The following is a 13,428-nucleotide window of genomic DNA, read 5'->3' as shown; positions in this document are numbered from 1 at the left end:
TCGACTCAAGCCTTCTTTTCCCAGCGCCCTTCCGGCGTCTGCTGCCAATAGGTGAGGTTATGGCCCTCGCCTTTAAGCTTTTTCCACTGCGTGCGAGCACCTTCGAGCTGTTCCTGATCGTAGCCATCGAACATGAAGACGATCCGCTCATAATCTGCAGCGGGCGGCGGCTCGGCCCCGTCGACGATGAAGCGGACGGTGGCAGCATTCGCATTATCACTCGAGGTGGTCAGGAGAATGGGCTGATCCCCAGCGAAATCGGCCTCGTCCGTGCCATGCGGCAGGAAGCTGTCCTCCCGATAGGTCCACAGGTGCGTGTCCAGCGCGTCGCGTCGCACAGCTTCCTTCATCTGGACGGCGACGCGCCAGCCGCGCTCGACACTCTTGTCGAGCAACGGCGGAAGCGCGTCTTCCAGCTTCGATTCCGTCAGATGGTAGAAGAGGATTTCCGTCATCGTGTTTCGTAATTCGTACGCACCAGCTCATCGAGCAGGCGCACGCCGAAACCGGAAGCCCACGACTGGTTAATCTCGTCCTGCACGGACCCCATCGCCGTACCGGCAATGTCGAGATGCGCCCAGGGCGTATCCTGTACGAAGCGCTTCAGGAAATGCGCCGCGGTGATCGATCCGGCAAGACGGCCCCCGGTATTCTTCACGTCAGCGAATTTGCTGTCGATCATCTTGTCATATTCCTTGCCGAGCGGCATGCGCCACAGCTTCTCGTTCGTCACGAGACCGGCCGCGGTCAGCTGTGCCGACAGCGGATCGTCGTTCGAAAAGAGGCCGGCATAGACGTTGCCGAGTGCAACCATGATAGCGCCGGTTAACGTCGCAAGGTTGATCATGAACTGCGGCTTGAAGCGGTCATTGCAATACCAGAGCGCATCGCAGAGCACGAGGCGACCTTCGGCATCCGTGTTGATCACTTCAATCGTCTGGCCGGACATGGAGGTGACAATGTCGCCCGGGCGCTGAGCGTTGCCGTCGGGCATGTTTTCCACAAGACCGATAATGCCGACGGCATTGACCTCCGCCTTGCGCGCGGCGAGCGTGTACATGAGGCCGGTGACGGCTGCCGCACCGCCCATGTCACCCTTCATGTCCTCCATGTTGGCGGCCGGCTTGATCGAGATGCCGCCGGTATCGAAGACCACACCCTTGCCAATGAAGGCAATCGGCCGGTCCTTGTTCTTGCCGCCCTTCCACTGCATGACCGCAAGGCGCGGCGGACGAACGGAACCCTGGGCAACGCCGAGCAGCGCGCCCATGCCGAGGCGGCGCATCTCCCGCTCCGTCAGGACTTCCACCTCGACGCCGAGCTTTTCCAGTTCCTTGGCTTTGGCTGCAAATTCAATCGGACCAAGAACGTTCGGCGGCTCGTTGACGAGATCGCGGGCGAGATTGACACCACCGGCGATCGCCTCGGCATCCGCAAAGGCTTTCTTGGCGGCAGCCGCCTCAGCCGTGACGACCGTCACTTTGACCGATTTCGGCTGCTTGTCCTCATCATCATTCTTCTTCGTCTTGTAGGTATCGAAACTATAGGCGCGCAGCAGCATGCCGAGGGCGAAATCAGCCGCAGCCTTGGCGCTGACCTCTACACCCGGCGCGTCGATGAAGACCGTTGCCTTCTCGGTATTCTTGATCCGCGAGGCGGCGCTGCCACCGGCCTTCAGCCAGTCATGAACGGCAAGGTCTGCCGTCTTGCCTAAGCCGATGACGATGATGCGCTCGACAGGCGCGCCTTCCGGCGCCACGAGATCCAAGGCTGCCATCGATTTTGCCGAGAAACGTGCAATCTTCGATGCCTTGGCGATCACCCCCGTCGGATCGGCAATATCAGCCCCGGCCGCGGCATCGGCGTCTGATGTCTTCAGAAGGACCGCGAGGCCGCCAGTCAGCTTTGCCGATTTTGAGAATGAAATTTCGAATTTTGCAGACATGTCTTCTCCGATGGGATTCATCAAATCCGTTCCGGAGGGATAATTTCGCGTTTGGCGGGTCTGTCAATGGCCGACGACAGTTGTTATGTTCCGCGCGGCCGCCCGGCCAAATGGTTTTCGTCAGTTTCGTAGATGTTTGCGTTGACAGTTTTTTCGAAAAATCGATGGCGGGGTCCGGCAATTCGCCTGCCGCAAACGGCATTCGGCGTATTCGTGCTGCTCTTCTGGGTCTGGTGGCTGCTGCTTGCCCTCTTTCGGGCCTTTCCCGAGATAGATATTTACTTTTCCCAGCTTTTTTTCGTGCGGGAGGCATGCGGCGCATCGGCGCCTGCGACGCAGATCTGCGGCGCCTTCCCCTATCGGAGCGAGGCGATTCTCGGTCTCTTGCGTACGCTCTTCTTTTACGTTCCCTATGTCGTTACCGCCGTCATGCTGTGGAAACTCGCCGAGTGTTATCAACAGCATGGCGCGACATTCAACGCTTCGCGCGCGCGTGACCTGAAGGTCGCGCTCGGCACGCTGCTCATCGGCCCCGTTCTTCTCGTCAATGTGGTCCTCAAGGACCATTGGGGCCGGCCGCGCCCGGTCCAGACGGATATTTTCGGCGGCATGCTGCACTTTGCCGAGGCTGGCTCAATGGCCGGCAAATGCGTCTCGAACTGTTCCTTCATCTCCGGCGAAGCGGCAAGCGCAGGCTGGCTGTTCTGCCTGCTCATCTTCGTTCCGAAATCCGTGCGCTATGCGCTGGTAGCACCCGTTGCCGCCGTTTCGATCTTGACGCCGGCCATGCGGCTTTCCTTCGGCGCGCATTATCTCTCCGACGTCGTTCTCGGATGGTTGTCTTCGGTAGTGATATTCGCAGCGCTGATGGCCATCGCTGAGTCGCCACAGCGCCAAAAAAATTCTGAAAATTGAATGAATTTTTGACACTAGCTTGTCGCAAAAGCGCGACAAACAGCGTAGAGGGAATCTCCTGTCGGCCATACCGGCCTGCAGGTGCTTTCAAGGGCGAGCATGAAACTACTTGAGACATACATATTGCGGCGTGTCGGCCAGATGTTTCTTGTGGCCCTGCTCCCGGTGCTCGCGATCATCTGGACCACCCAGGTTCTGCAGCGCATCAATCTGGTGACCGATAGCGGCCAGTCGATAGGCTCTTTCGCAATGCTTGCGACGCTGATCCTGCCGTCGATCATTCCTATCGTGCTGCCCTTCGCCCTCGTCATCGGCATCACCCAGACGCTGACGACGATGAATAACGATTCCGAGCTGACAGTGATCGACGCAGCCGGGGCTCGCCGCACCATCCTGGCGCGACCGATCCTGCTCCTGGCGATCCTCGTCAGCGTCTTCTCGTTATTCGTCGACAATGTCGTCGAGCCACGCGCGAAGACGGTCGTGCGCGAGATGATCGCCGCCACCTATGCCGACCTTCTTTCATCCGTGATCGAGGAAAAGACCTTCCGCAAGATCGACGAAGGCCTTTATGTGCAGATCTCGCAGCGGCTCGCCGGCCGCACGCTGAAGGGCCTCTTCGTCGCCGACGAGCGCGATCCGAATTACGAGCTCATCTATTATGCGCGGGAGGGTGCTGTGGATGATGTCGGCACGTCGCTGATCATGCATGACGGCGAAGTCCATCGCAAAACGACCGATGGCAACGTCTCCGTCATCAAGTTCGATTCCTATTCCTTCGACCTTTCGGACATGACGGAAAATAACGGACAGGCCACGCTTCGCGCCAGCGACCGTGATCTCGCCTTCCTGCTCAATCCCGATCCGAAAGATCCCGACTATATCGCCAAGCCCGGCAGCTATACTGCCGAACTGCATCGCCGCCTGACCGACTGGATGCTTCCCTTTGTTTTTGCGCTTTTCTCCCTTGCCATAGCCGGAGATGCGCGATCGCATCGCGAGGCGCGATTGCATCCGATGATTGGAGCACTGGGCCTCGCATTCGTGCTGCGCTGGGCGGCGTTTTACGTTGCCAACCAGATCGACAAGAACACGGCCTATATTCCGATCCTCTACGCGATCCCGATCGTGACCAGCCTGGTTTCGATTGTTTTCCTGAACATGCATAAGCGGCTCGCCATGCCGCTGGCCGTGAGAAACCGGACTTCGACAATGTGGAAGCGCGCGCAGAAGCGGGTTCTTGCCGCGACCGGCCGGACCGGCGGAGGCGCTGCGCAATGATTTTCGGAACATTGTCGCGGTATTTCTTCCGCCGCTATGTCACGACCACGATGTGGTTCCTGATCGGCATGAGCGCCATCACCTTTCTGCTCGACTTCAGCGAGACGGCAAGCCGCATCTCCAATTTTCCCGGCTACACGCTGGGTGGTGCCGTACTGCTTACCGCAGTTCGACTGCCGCTGATCCTGCAGCAAACGATTCCCTTCGTGGCGCTGTTCGTCGGCATCACCGTACTGATAGGCCTCAATCGGAAATACGAACTCGTCGTCACCCGTGCGGCCGGTATCTCGGTCTGGCAGTTCATGCTGCCCTTTATCGCCGGATCGCTGATTCTCGGCGTACTGACGGTGGTGGCGCTCAATCCGCTCGCCGCCTGGGGCCAAAGGCAGGCAACACAATTCGAAACGGCGTGGCGTGGTCAGGACAATGCCATGATCAAGGCGCTGCAGGTTCCGTGGCTGCGTCAGATCAGCGGTCGGGACGATGTCATCATCGGCGCCAAAACCGTGCTGGAGAACGGCACACTGCTCGTCGACGCGGTCCTTATCCACTTTGACAGCAGCGGTGAGGTCATTCTGCGGCAGGACGCCTCATCTGCTAAATTGGAAGATGGTTACTGGCAGCTTAACAACGTCATCGAACGCAAGCCTGGGGAAATCCCGGTGCGTAAGGTTTCGGAACAGCTTCGTACCAACCTGAAGCAGGACTTCATCAAGGAGCGGCTGACCGCGCCGGAAACAATTGGTTTCTTTGATCTTTCCAACCGCATTGCTGCTGCCAAATCCTTTGGAATTTCCACCAAGGCGCTTGAGACTCAGTTCAACTCGCTGCTATCGCAACCGCTGCTGTTGGTGGCCATGACTCTCATTGCTGCAACAGTGTCTCTGAAATTTAGCCGGTTCAACCAATCACGCTCTGTGATTCTGGGTGGAATCCTTTCAGGCTTCATGCTTTATGTCGTCACCGTGCTTGTAAAAGCATTCGGAAGCAGCGGTGTCGTGCCGCCGTTTGTGGCGACTTGGATACCGGTGATCGTGGCGCTCGCTTTAGGCGCAACGATTTTGCTTCATCAGGAGGATGGCTAGTGGCGGTAGGCGACCGCGAGAATTTTAGTAAGCAGTTGGTTGCCCTGCTCTTAGGCGCAGCTCTGTGTATCTATTTTGAAAGTGCTCCTGCGGCCTACACCCAGGAAAACACTGCAGGCATGCCTGCGATCGGCAGCAATATCTCGCCGGACGCAAAACTGATGCTGTCGGCAAACGAACTCGTTTATAACAAGGACCAGCAGATCGTCTCCGCGATCGGCGGCGTGCAGATCAATTACGGCGGCTACAAGATGGTCGCCCAGAAAGTCGACTATAACCAGCAAACCGGCCGGATGATGGCGACCGGCAACATCGAAATGGTGACCCCTGACGGCAACCGTATCTATGCCGACAGCCTCGATGTGACCGACAACTTCGCGGACGGCTTCTTGAATGCGCTGCGTGTCGAGACCAGCGACAATACCCGCCTCGTTGCCGAAACCGGCCAACGTGTCGGCGGCACCCAGATGATTCTCAACAAGGGCGTCTACACGGCCTGCCTGCCCTGCTCCGAGAAGCCTGACAGCGCGCCCTTGTGGCAGGTCAAGGCCGAAAAAGTCATTCAAAACGGCGAGAAGCACACGATCCGGCTCGAGCACGCGCGCTTCCAGATGTTCGGCCATTCGCTCGCCTACGTTCCGTGGATCGAAGTCCCCGACAATACCGTGAAGCGCAAGTCGGGCTTCCTGTTCCCGACGATGAGCGTGTCGCAAAATCTCGGCTACGGTCTTCACGTTCCCTATTATTACGTCATTTCTCCGAGCTCGGATTTCACCGTCACAGGTACCGGCTATACCTCGCAAGGCTTCATGCTCGAGGGGGAATACCGCCGCCGTTTCGAAAACGGCACGATGACGATGCACCTCGCCGGCATCGATCAGATGAACCCTAGCAATTTCAGCGAGGGTACAAGCGATGCCGAAGCCAAACAGCGCGGCATGATCGCGTCGGCGGGGCATTTCAGGATCAATCCCCGCTGGAGCTTCGGCTGGGATGTCATGGTGCAGAGCGACAACAACTTCTCGCGCACCTACAAGATCGATGGCTACGACAACTCGCCGCACGCCAACACCGTCTATCTGACGGGTCTCGGCAAGCGTAATTACTTCGATCTGCGCTCTTTCTATTTCGACGTTCAGGATGCCGATCGCAACAATACCGCGGAAAAACAGCAGGCGATCGTCTATCCGACGCTTGACTATCACTATGTCGCGCCACAGCCGCTTGCTGGCGGTGAGCTTTCCGCCGATGTCAATCTGACCAATATTTCGCGCACTCACGACGACTTCTACAATGTCGCAGGTTTCGACCGCTTCCGAGGCCTGGAAGGGCAGACGACCCGTTTAAGCACGGAAATACAGTGGAAGCGCACCTACGTAACACCTACCGGGCTGGTTATTACGCCGTTGCTCGCGGCACGCGGCGATGCTTTCGCGCTCAATATGGACAGTCCCGTCGATGCCAATGGCGTTCCGTATGCCGGCAATTATCTCGACGATAATGCGGCAACGCGCGGAATGGTGACGGCTGGGCTGGAAATGCGTTACCCGATCCTGTTCACGACAAGCAACAGCACGCATGTCCTGGAGCCGATCGCGCAGATCTACGCACGACCGGATGAACCTCTCGCCGGCCGACTACCGAATGAAGATGCGCAGAGCTTCGTCTTCGATGCGACCAACCTTTTCGATCGCGACAGATTCTCGGGCTACGATCGTATCGAGGGCGGCACGCGCGCAAATGTCGGCTTCCAGTATACCGGCACCTTCGACAGCGGCTATAAGCTGCACGGCATCTTTGGACAGTCCTATCAGCTCGCCGGTCAGAATTCATTTGCGACCGACGACCTCGTGAATGTCGGCGCCGATTCCGGTCTTGAGACCGACCGTTCCGACTATGTCGGACTGGGTGGCATCGAGATGCCTTTCGGCCTCTCCGTGGCAGCATCCTACCGGCTGGATGAAAAGGATTTCTCCTTTAATCGCGGCGACCTGACAACGGCCTATCAGAACGACACCTTCTCGGGCCAGGTGACCTATACGCACGTGAGCGCGCAGCCGGCCTACGGCTTTGCCGAAGACCAAGATGAGGTTCAGGTAAGCAGCCGGGTCAAGTTCCAGGATTACTGGTCGATCTTCGGAGGCATCGCCTGGGATTTGAACAACGACGTCGTTACAAGACAGACGCTCGGCATTTCCTATGAGGACGAGTGCACCATCTTCACCATCGCCTACGTGGATAGGCGCGATACGACGGATCAGACGGCAAGCGACTGGACGATTGCTGCACGCCTGACCTTCCGCACGCTCGGCGATATCCGACTGGGCACGGGTGACTCTGCAAACAGCCTTTGACGACAGATTGCTCGGCCGGAATCTCCGGCCGAGCCATTCTTTCGCCGTAACCCTGTGCAGGACATTGCGACCAGTTATTATGTGAGGCATAGGGTGTCGCAGAGTAAGAGATGCGATTTCCGCTCGTCTCGGTCTATGGTAAGAACGCCGCGCGCCGGGTCGTGCGGCGCTATCGGGAGGTCAATAGATGATTGACGCGAAGAAATCCGTAACCGCACTTGTTGCAGGCGCAACCCTGATGCTTGTTGCCTTCAGCACCCCCGTCGTCGCCGCCAGCGAAGTCAAGGCAGTGGTAAACGGTACCGCCATTACCAGCGGCGATGTTGCCAAGCGACAGGCCTTCATGCGCCTGCAGCGCTTGAAGCCCGATGCCAAGGCTGCCGAAGAACAGCTCGTCGACGAGACGCTGAAGCGGCAGGAAATCTCCCGCGTGCGCATGTCGGTTTCGCAGGACGACGTCAACGCTTCCTTCGCCCGTTTCGCCGCCAGCAACAAGCTTTCCGTCGAGCAGATGTCACAGATCCTCGACCGCGCCGGTGTCGGCGTCGATCATTTCAAGAACTTCATTGCCGTGCAGATGAGCTGGCCGCGTCTCGTCAATGCGCGCTACGGCTCCAGTGCGCGCATCTCGAATTATGATCTGGTCAACCGTATGATGCAGAACAATAAGCAGAAGCCGGTGACGACGGAATACATATTGCAGCAGATCATCTTCGTGGTCCCCGCAGCCAAGCGTGACGCGATCACGGCCAAGCGCAAGGGCGAGGCCGAGGCGTCGCGCTCCAAATATCCCGGATGCGATCAGGCAAAGACTTTCGCCGCCACCATGCGGGATGTTTCCGTGCGCGATCTTGGCCGCATGCTCGCCCCGGAAATTCCAGCAGAATGGAAGGACCTCGTTGCCCAGGCCAAGGGCAATACGACGGCAACACGCGTAACCGATAAGGGCGTAGAATATTTGGCAATCTGCAGCCAGCGCCAGGTTTCGGATGACCAGGCGGCAGAAATGGTGTTCCGTCAGGAGGATCTCGCCAAGGCCAAGTCGGACAAGACTGCAGCGCCGGAAAACGAAAACAGCACCAAATATCTGGATGAACTGCGCAAGCACGCGCAGATCATCTATCGCTGACTTCCATGGCGACATCGTTTTCGCGACCGCTTGCACTGACGCAGGGCGATCCGGCCGGCGTAGGACCCGATATCACCCTGGCGGCATGGCTCCGCAGACGCGAGCTTGGGCTGCCGCCATTTTTCCTGATTGGCGATCCTGATGTGCTAGCCGTGCGGGCGCGACAGCTGAGGCTCGATATTCCCCTGAGCAGTATCGGCAACGCAGCGGAAAGTCTCAGCGCATTTGCAGACGCGCTGCCGGTGATGCCCATACCGGCTGGCATTGATGTTGCGGCGGGAGAGCCGCATGTTGCGACCGCCAAGGGCACGATTGCCTCGATCGAGACAGCTGTGGCGCTGGTGATGCAGGGCGAAGCCCTTGCGGTCGTCACCAATCCAATCGCCAAGTCGGTGCTCTACGAGGCAGGGTTCAAGTTTCCCGGCCACACGGAGTTCCTCGCGGATCTCGCCATGCATGCGACTGGCCAGTCGGTGATGCCCGTCATGATGCTTGCCGGACCGAAACTGCGCGCCATTCCGGTCACCATCCATATTCCGCTCAAGGATGTGCCGCAGGTCCTGACGCTCGGCCTGATCGTCGAGACCTGCCGAATCGCGGACAGGGATCTGAAGCAGCGGTTTGGCATCGCCGCTCCGCGGCTTGCGATCGCAGGGCTCAATCCACATGCCGGCGAAGGCGGTGCGATCGGCAAGGAGGATGAAACCATCATCCATCCTGCGGTGCAGATCCTTCGCGATGAGGGCATCGATGCGATCGGTCCCCTGCCAGCCGACACGATGTTCCATGACGAGGCGCGCGCGCGTTATGACGTTGCCGTCTGCATGTATCACGATCAGGCGCTGATCCCCGCCAAGGCACTCGGCTTCGATGATTCCGTGAACGTAACGCTCGGCCTTCCCTTCGTACGCACCTCCCCCGACCATGGCACCGCGCTCGGCATTGCCGGCAAGGGGCTGGCACGTGAGGCAAGCCTTGTTGCTGCGCTCAAGCTCGGCGCGCAGCTTGGCCGTACCGCTGAAAGCCATCGTTAATGGCTGCACTCGATGGTCTGCCGCCGCTTCGCGAGGTCATCCAGCGCCACGGGCTCGATGCGCGCAAGGCACTCGGACAGAACTTCCTGCTCGATCTCAATCTGACGCAGAAGGTTGCCCGCACAGCTGGCGCACTTCAAGATGTGACAGTCCTTGAAGTCGGTCCCGGCCCCGGCGGATTGACGCGAGCCATCCTGGCGCTCGGTGCGAAGAAGGTCATCGCGGTCGAACGCGATGCGCGCTGCCTGCCGGCGCTGGCCGAGATTGCCGACCACTATGCTGGCCGGCTTGAGGTGATCGAAGGCGATGCGCTGAAGATCGATTTCGAGGAACTGGCGTCGGAAGGCCCCGTCAAAATCATTGCCAACCTGCCCTATAATGTGGGCACCCAGCTTCTCGTGAATTGGTTGCTGCCGAAAACGTGGCCGCCCTTCTGGCAATCACTGACGCTGATGTTCCAGAAGGAAGTCGGCGAACGCATCGTTGCTTCCGAGGACGATGATCACTATGGCCGCCTCGGCGTGCTCGCGGGCTGGCGCACCCATGCCCGTATGGCCTTCGATATCCCGCCGCAGGCTTTCACGCCGCCGCCGAAGGTCACCTCGACAGTGGTTCACCTGACACCGAATGAAAATCCCATTCCCTGTTCAGTCGCCAATCTGGAGAAGGTCACGCAGGCCGCCTTCGGCCAACGCCGTAAGATGCTGCGCCAGAGCCTGAAGCCGCTTGGCGGCGAAGGCCTGCTGACCAAAGCTGGCATCGATCCGGCCCGGCGGGCGGAAACCCTGTCGGTTGAAGAATTCTGCCGGGTGGCGAACAGCCTTTAGAGCATTTCCAGGGCGCAAAACCGCTGCAGCTCTTGCTAGAATGCCTTAGAGAACCGGCGTCTCCTCGAGCAGTTCACGAACGAAGTCGAACATGCCGTGGCGGCGGTCGCGCCGCAGGCGTTCTGCCTTGACGATCGATTGCACCGCATCGAAGGCAGCGTTCAGGTCGTCATTGATGATGACATAGTCATATTCGCGCCAATGCGCGATCTCGGCACGCGAGTTTGCAAGGCGCGTCTGGATGACCTCCTCGGAATCCTCGGCGCGGCGATGCAGGCGGGACTGCAGTTCTGTCATGGTCGGCGGCAGCACGAAGATCGAAACCACGTCGGCCTGCATCTTCTGCTGCAACTGCTGAGCACCTTGCCAGTCGATATCGAAGAGCATGTCGCGGCCTTCCGACATCGCCTGCTCCACAGGCTCGCGGGGTGTGCCGTAGAAATTGCCATGAACTTCCGCCGATTCCAGCAGGGAATCCGAATCGCGCAGCCGCTCGAATTCCCGCACCGTTTTGAAATGGTAGTGCACGCCTTCCACTTCGCTAGGCCGGCGCTGGCGGGTCGTGACGCTGACGGAAAGGCCGATCTGCTTGTCGGTTTCCAGCAGCGTGCGCGCGATGGTGGATTTGCCGGCGCCCGAGGGCGACGAGATGACCAGCATCAGACCGCGGCGGGCGATCTGGATGGGCGATGTTTTCGCCGGGCTCATGTCCTACTCCAAATTCTGGACTTGCTCGCGGAACTGATCGATCACCACCTTCAGCTCGATGCCGGCTGCGGTGACGGCCGAGGCGTTCGATTTCGAGCAGATGGTATTCGATTCTCGGTTAAATTCCTGTGCAAGGAAATCGAGCTTTCGGCCGACTGGGCCACCTTTCGCCAGGAGATCGCGCGCGGCGGCCGCATGAGCCTTCAGCCGGTCGATCTCTTCACGCAGGTCAGCCTTGGTGGCGAGCAGAGCGGCTTCGGCGTGCAGCCGGTCGCGATCGAGGGAGCCGGTGCCTTCCATGAGTAGGGCAACCTGTGCGGACAGTTTTGCCACGATCTCCTGCGGAGAACGCGAAGGATCGGCCTCGATCGCGCCTGTCAGGCCTTCGATCGTCAAGATATGACCGAGCAGCACGCGAGCAAGTGCTGCGCCCTCCTGCTCCCGCATGATCTTGAGACCGGCAAGAGCAGCCGTCAGTCCTGACAGAATATCGGCATCGCGGGCGGCAACCGTCTCTTCGCTATCCTGCGTCTCTCGGAAATCGACGAGACCACGAATGGACAGAAGTGTGTCGAGCCTCAGCGGCGCCGGATCGATCAGGCCTTCCAGCTTCTCGCGCATCGCGAGAACGGCAGAAAAGGCGTCCTGATTGAGCACGGCCTCAAGTTGGCTTTCGCCTGACGTCAGCGTCAGCGTTGCCTGCAAATTGCCGCGGCTGAAATTCTCACCGGCGATGCGGCGGACCTCCGTTTCGAGCCGCTCCAGGCCGGGTGGCAGGCGAAGTCTGACATCGAGGCCCTTGCCGTTGACCGAACGCAGTTCCCATGCCCAGCGCCAGCGGCCGCTCGTTCCCTCGTGCCGCGCAAACCCGGTCATGGACTGCAATGCCATCAAAGGCCTCCCGATATCAGTTGATCTTCTTTTTCTTGGGCGGAACCGCGGATGTATTGTCCACAGGCTGCTCCTCCGGCTGTCCGTCGACGGCTATCTCCGGATCGGCGCCCTTGTCGGCTTCCAGCTTACGCCAGCGCTTGACGTTGGCATTGTGCTCTTCGAGTGTCGCAGCAAAGACGTGACCGCCGGTTCCGTCGGCGACGAAATAAAGGTCCTGCGTCTTCCAGGGATTGGCGACGGCTTCAAGAGCATCCTTGCCGGGATTGGCGATCGGCGTCGGCGGCAGGCCCTTGATGACGTAGGTATTGAAGGGCGTCTCTTTCTTCAGGTCCGACTGGTAGATCGGCCGGTCGGCGGGTTTGCCCTCACCACCGAAGAGACCGTAGATGATGGTGGGATCGGACTGCAGGCGCATGCCTTTACCGAGACGGTTCAGGAAGACAGAAGCGACATGAGCGCGCTCATCCGGCACGCCGGTCTCCTTTTCCACAATCGAGGCGAGCGTCACGAATTCTTCCTTGCTCTTCAGAAGCAGAGAAGGATCACGCCGTTCCCAGATCTGGTCGACGAGCTTCTGCTGGGCGGCGGCCATCTGATCGATGATCTCGGAACGTTTGGTGCCGCGCGAGAACTTGTAGGTATCAGGCCGCAGGCTGCCTTCCGGCGGCAGGGCGGCCGGCAGATCGCCTTCAAGAACCGGATCGTCCAGCATGCGATCGAACATCTGCCGTACCGTCAATCCTTCGGGGAAGGAGACGGAATAGAGGATCGACTTGCCGGATTTCAGGAGCTCCATGATCTCTCTCATGGACGCATGCGCCTTGATCTCATATTCACCGGCTTTGAGGCTTTCGCCGGCATTGAGATGCGTCGCCGTCAGATAGCGGAAGACGCGGGCGTCCGAAATGATGAGATTGCGCTCAAGGTTCGAAGAGATTTCGGCAAGGCCTGCGCCATTGCGGACGATGAAGTTGGTATTGGTCTGCAGCGGCCCAGGGCTCTGATAGGTCGTGATGGCATAGTAGACGCCGACGAGACCGGCGATGCAGACGATCACCGCCATGGTCATTACGAAATTCAGAAAGAGGACGACCTGGCTGCGGGCATTCCTGGAGCGCTTCGGCGGCTCGGGAACGCGCTCCGGACGCAGGGCTTCGTTCGGCGACTTCGGGATGATCGGCCCCTTCTGCGCCGACTGACCGTTCTGGCCGTTATCGCTGCTCTGGTTGGTCGTGTCGCTCACCGGCAATCCTCTA

The 13,428-nt window shown here is 59.3% G+C and carries 12 protein-coding genes; 7 read left to right on the top strand and 5 right to left on the bottom strand.

Going from position 1 to position 13,428, the window contains the following annotated elements; genetic code table 11:
* Window positions 1–5 precede the first annotated feature (5 nt).
* Window positions 6–455, bottom strand: coding sequence for a DNA polymerase III subunit chi (locus EV281_RS00725; protein WP_132651062.1), 450 nt, complete (start codon window positions 453–455; stop codon window positions 6–8).
* Window positions 452–1,945 (bottom strand): leucyl aminopeptidase, encoded by a 1,494-nt coding sequence (locus tag EV281_RS00720; protein WP_132651061.1) that lies wholly within the window; start codon window positions 1,943–1,945, stop codon window positions 452–454. Before EV281_RS00720 ends, EV281_RS00725 begins: the two co-directional genes overlap by 4 nt.
* 141 nt (window positions 1,946–2,086) lie before the next feature.
* On the opposite strand from EV281_RS00720, the gene EV281_RS00715 reads away from it, so the two are divergent.
* From EV281_RS00715 to rsmA, 7 genes are all read left to right on the top strand, one after another.
* Entirely contained in the window at window positions 2,087–2,860 is a 774-nt protein-coding gene (locus tag EV281_RS00715) for a phosphatase PAP2 family protein (RefSeq protein ID WP_184327176.1), read from the top strand.
* Window positions 2,861–2,959: 99 nt separating this feature from the next.
* Window positions 2,960–4,141, top strand: coding sequence for an LptF/LptG family permease (locus EV281_RS00710; RefSeq protein WP_132651059.1), 1,182 nt, complete (start codon window positions 2,960–2,962; stop codon window positions 4,139–4,141).
* Window positions 4,138–5,226 carry an LPS export ABC transporter permease LptG gene (lptG, locus tag EV281_RS00705; protein ID WP_132651058.1) on the top strand — a complete coding sequence of 363 codons (1,089 nt, stop codon included), beginning with the start codon at window positions 4,138–4,140 and terminating at the stop codon, window positions 5,224–5,226. Before EV281_RS00710 ends, lptG begins: the two co-directional genes overlap by 4 nt.
* A complete protein-coding gene (locus tag EV281_RS00700; protein WP_132651057.1) occupies window positions 5,226–7,580 on the top strand; it encodes an LPS-assembly protein LptD in 2,355 nt (784 codons plus the stop codon). Before lptG ends, EV281_RS00700 begins: the two co-directional genes overlap by 1 nt.
* Window positions 7,581–7,767: 187 nt before the next feature.
* Window positions 7,768–8,709: a peptidylprolyl isomerase gene (locus tag EV281_RS00695; RefSeq protein ID WP_132651056.1), complete on the top strand. Its 942-nt coding sequence runs from the start codon at window positions 7,768–7,770 to the stop codon at window positions 8,707–8,709.
* A gap of 5 nt (window positions 8,710–8,714) precedes the next feature.
* Window positions 8,715–9,743, top strand: a complete 1,029-nt coding sequence (pdxA, locus tag EV281_RS00690) for a 4-hydroxythreonine-4-phosphate dehydrogenase PdxA (RefSeq protein WP_132651055.1) — start codon at window positions 8,715–8,717, stop codon at window positions 9,741–9,743.
* Window positions 9,743–10,570, top strand: a complete 828-nt coding sequence (rsmA, locus tag EV281_RS00685) for a 16S rRNA (adenine(1518)-N(6)/adenine(1519)-N(6))-dimethyltransferase RsmA (protein ID WP_132651054.1) — start codon at window positions 9,743–9,745, stop codon at window positions 10,568–10,570. Before pdxA ends, rsmA begins: the two co-directional genes overlap by 1 nt.
* 45 nt (window positions 10,571–10,615) lie before the next feature.
* Here the strand turns inward: rsmA and gmk are convergent, their stop codons facing one another.
* From gmk to mltG, 3 genes are read right to left on the bottom strand one after another with little or no spacing between them, the layout of a single operon-like run.
* Window positions 10,616–11,278, bottom strand: coding sequence for a guanylate kinase (gene gmk, locus EV281_RS00680; RefSeq protein ID WP_132651053.1), 663 nt, complete (start codon window positions 11,276–11,278; stop codon window positions 10,616–10,618).
* Window positions 11,279–11,281: 3 nt separating this feature from the next.
* The gene (locus EV281_RS00675; RefSeq protein WP_132651052.1) at window positions 11,282–12,169 is read right to left on the bottom strand and encodes a YicC/YloC family endoribonuclease; all 888 of its coding nucleotides are present in this window, start codon (window positions 12,167–12,169) and stop codon (window positions 11,282–11,284) included.
* Window positions 12,170–12,185: 16 nt separating this feature from the next.
* Window positions 12,186–13,415: an endolytic transglycosylase MltG gene (gene mltG / locus EV281_RS00670; RefSeq protein WP_132651051.1), complete on the bottom strand. Its 1,230-nt coding sequence runs from the start codon at window positions 13,413–13,415 to the stop codon at window positions 12,186–12,188.
* Window positions 13,416–13,428: the final 13 nt, after the last annotated feature.

Source organism: Rhizobium sp. BK418 (assembly GCF_004341105.1).
Taxonomy (GTDB): Bacteria; Pseudomonadota; Alphaproteobacteria; order Rhizobiales; family Rhizobiaceae; genus Rhizobium.
Note: the sequence above shows the minus strand (reverse complement) of the source record. Positions and strands in the feature narration are given on the sequence as shown.

Excerpts from the sequence above, each read along its gene's own strand:
- lptG (WP_132651058.1), top strand. The coding sequence starts at position 4,138 with ATGATTTTCGGAACATTGTCGCGGTATTTCTTCCGCCGCTATGTCACG.
- EV281_RS00710 (WP_132651059.1), top strand. The coding sequence starts at position 2,960 with ATGAAACTACTTGAGACATACATATTGCGGCGTGTCGGCCAGATGTTT.
- pdxA (WP_132651055.1), top strand. The coding sequence starts at position 8,715 with ATGGCGACATCGTTTTCGCGACCGCTTGCACTGACGCAGGGCGATCCG.
- EV281_RS00720 (WP_132651061.1), bottom strand. The coding sequence starts at position 1,945 with ATGTCTGCAAAATTCGAAATTTCATTCTCAAAATCGGCAAAGCTGACT.
- EV281_RS00695 (WP_132651056.1), top strand. The coding sequence starts at position 7,768 with ATGATTGACGCGAAGAAATCCGTAACCGCACTTGTTGCAGGCGCAACC.
- EV281_RS00725 (WP_132651062.1), bottom strand. The coding sequence starts at position 455 with ATGACGGAAATCCTCTTCTACCATCTGACGGAATCGAAGCTGGAAGAC.
- EV281_RS00675 (WP_132651052.1), bottom strand. The coding sequence starts at position 12,169 with ATGGCATTGCAGTCCATGACCGGGTTTGCGCGGCACGAGGGAACGAGC.
- rsmA (WP_132651054.1), top strand. The coding sequence starts at position 9,743 with ATGGCTGCACTCGATGGTCTGCCGCCGCTTCGCGAGGTCATCCAGCGC.
- gmk (WP_132651053.1), bottom strand. The coding sequence starts at position 11,278 with ATGAGCCCGGCGAAAACATCGCCCATCCAGATCGCCCGCCGCGGTCTG.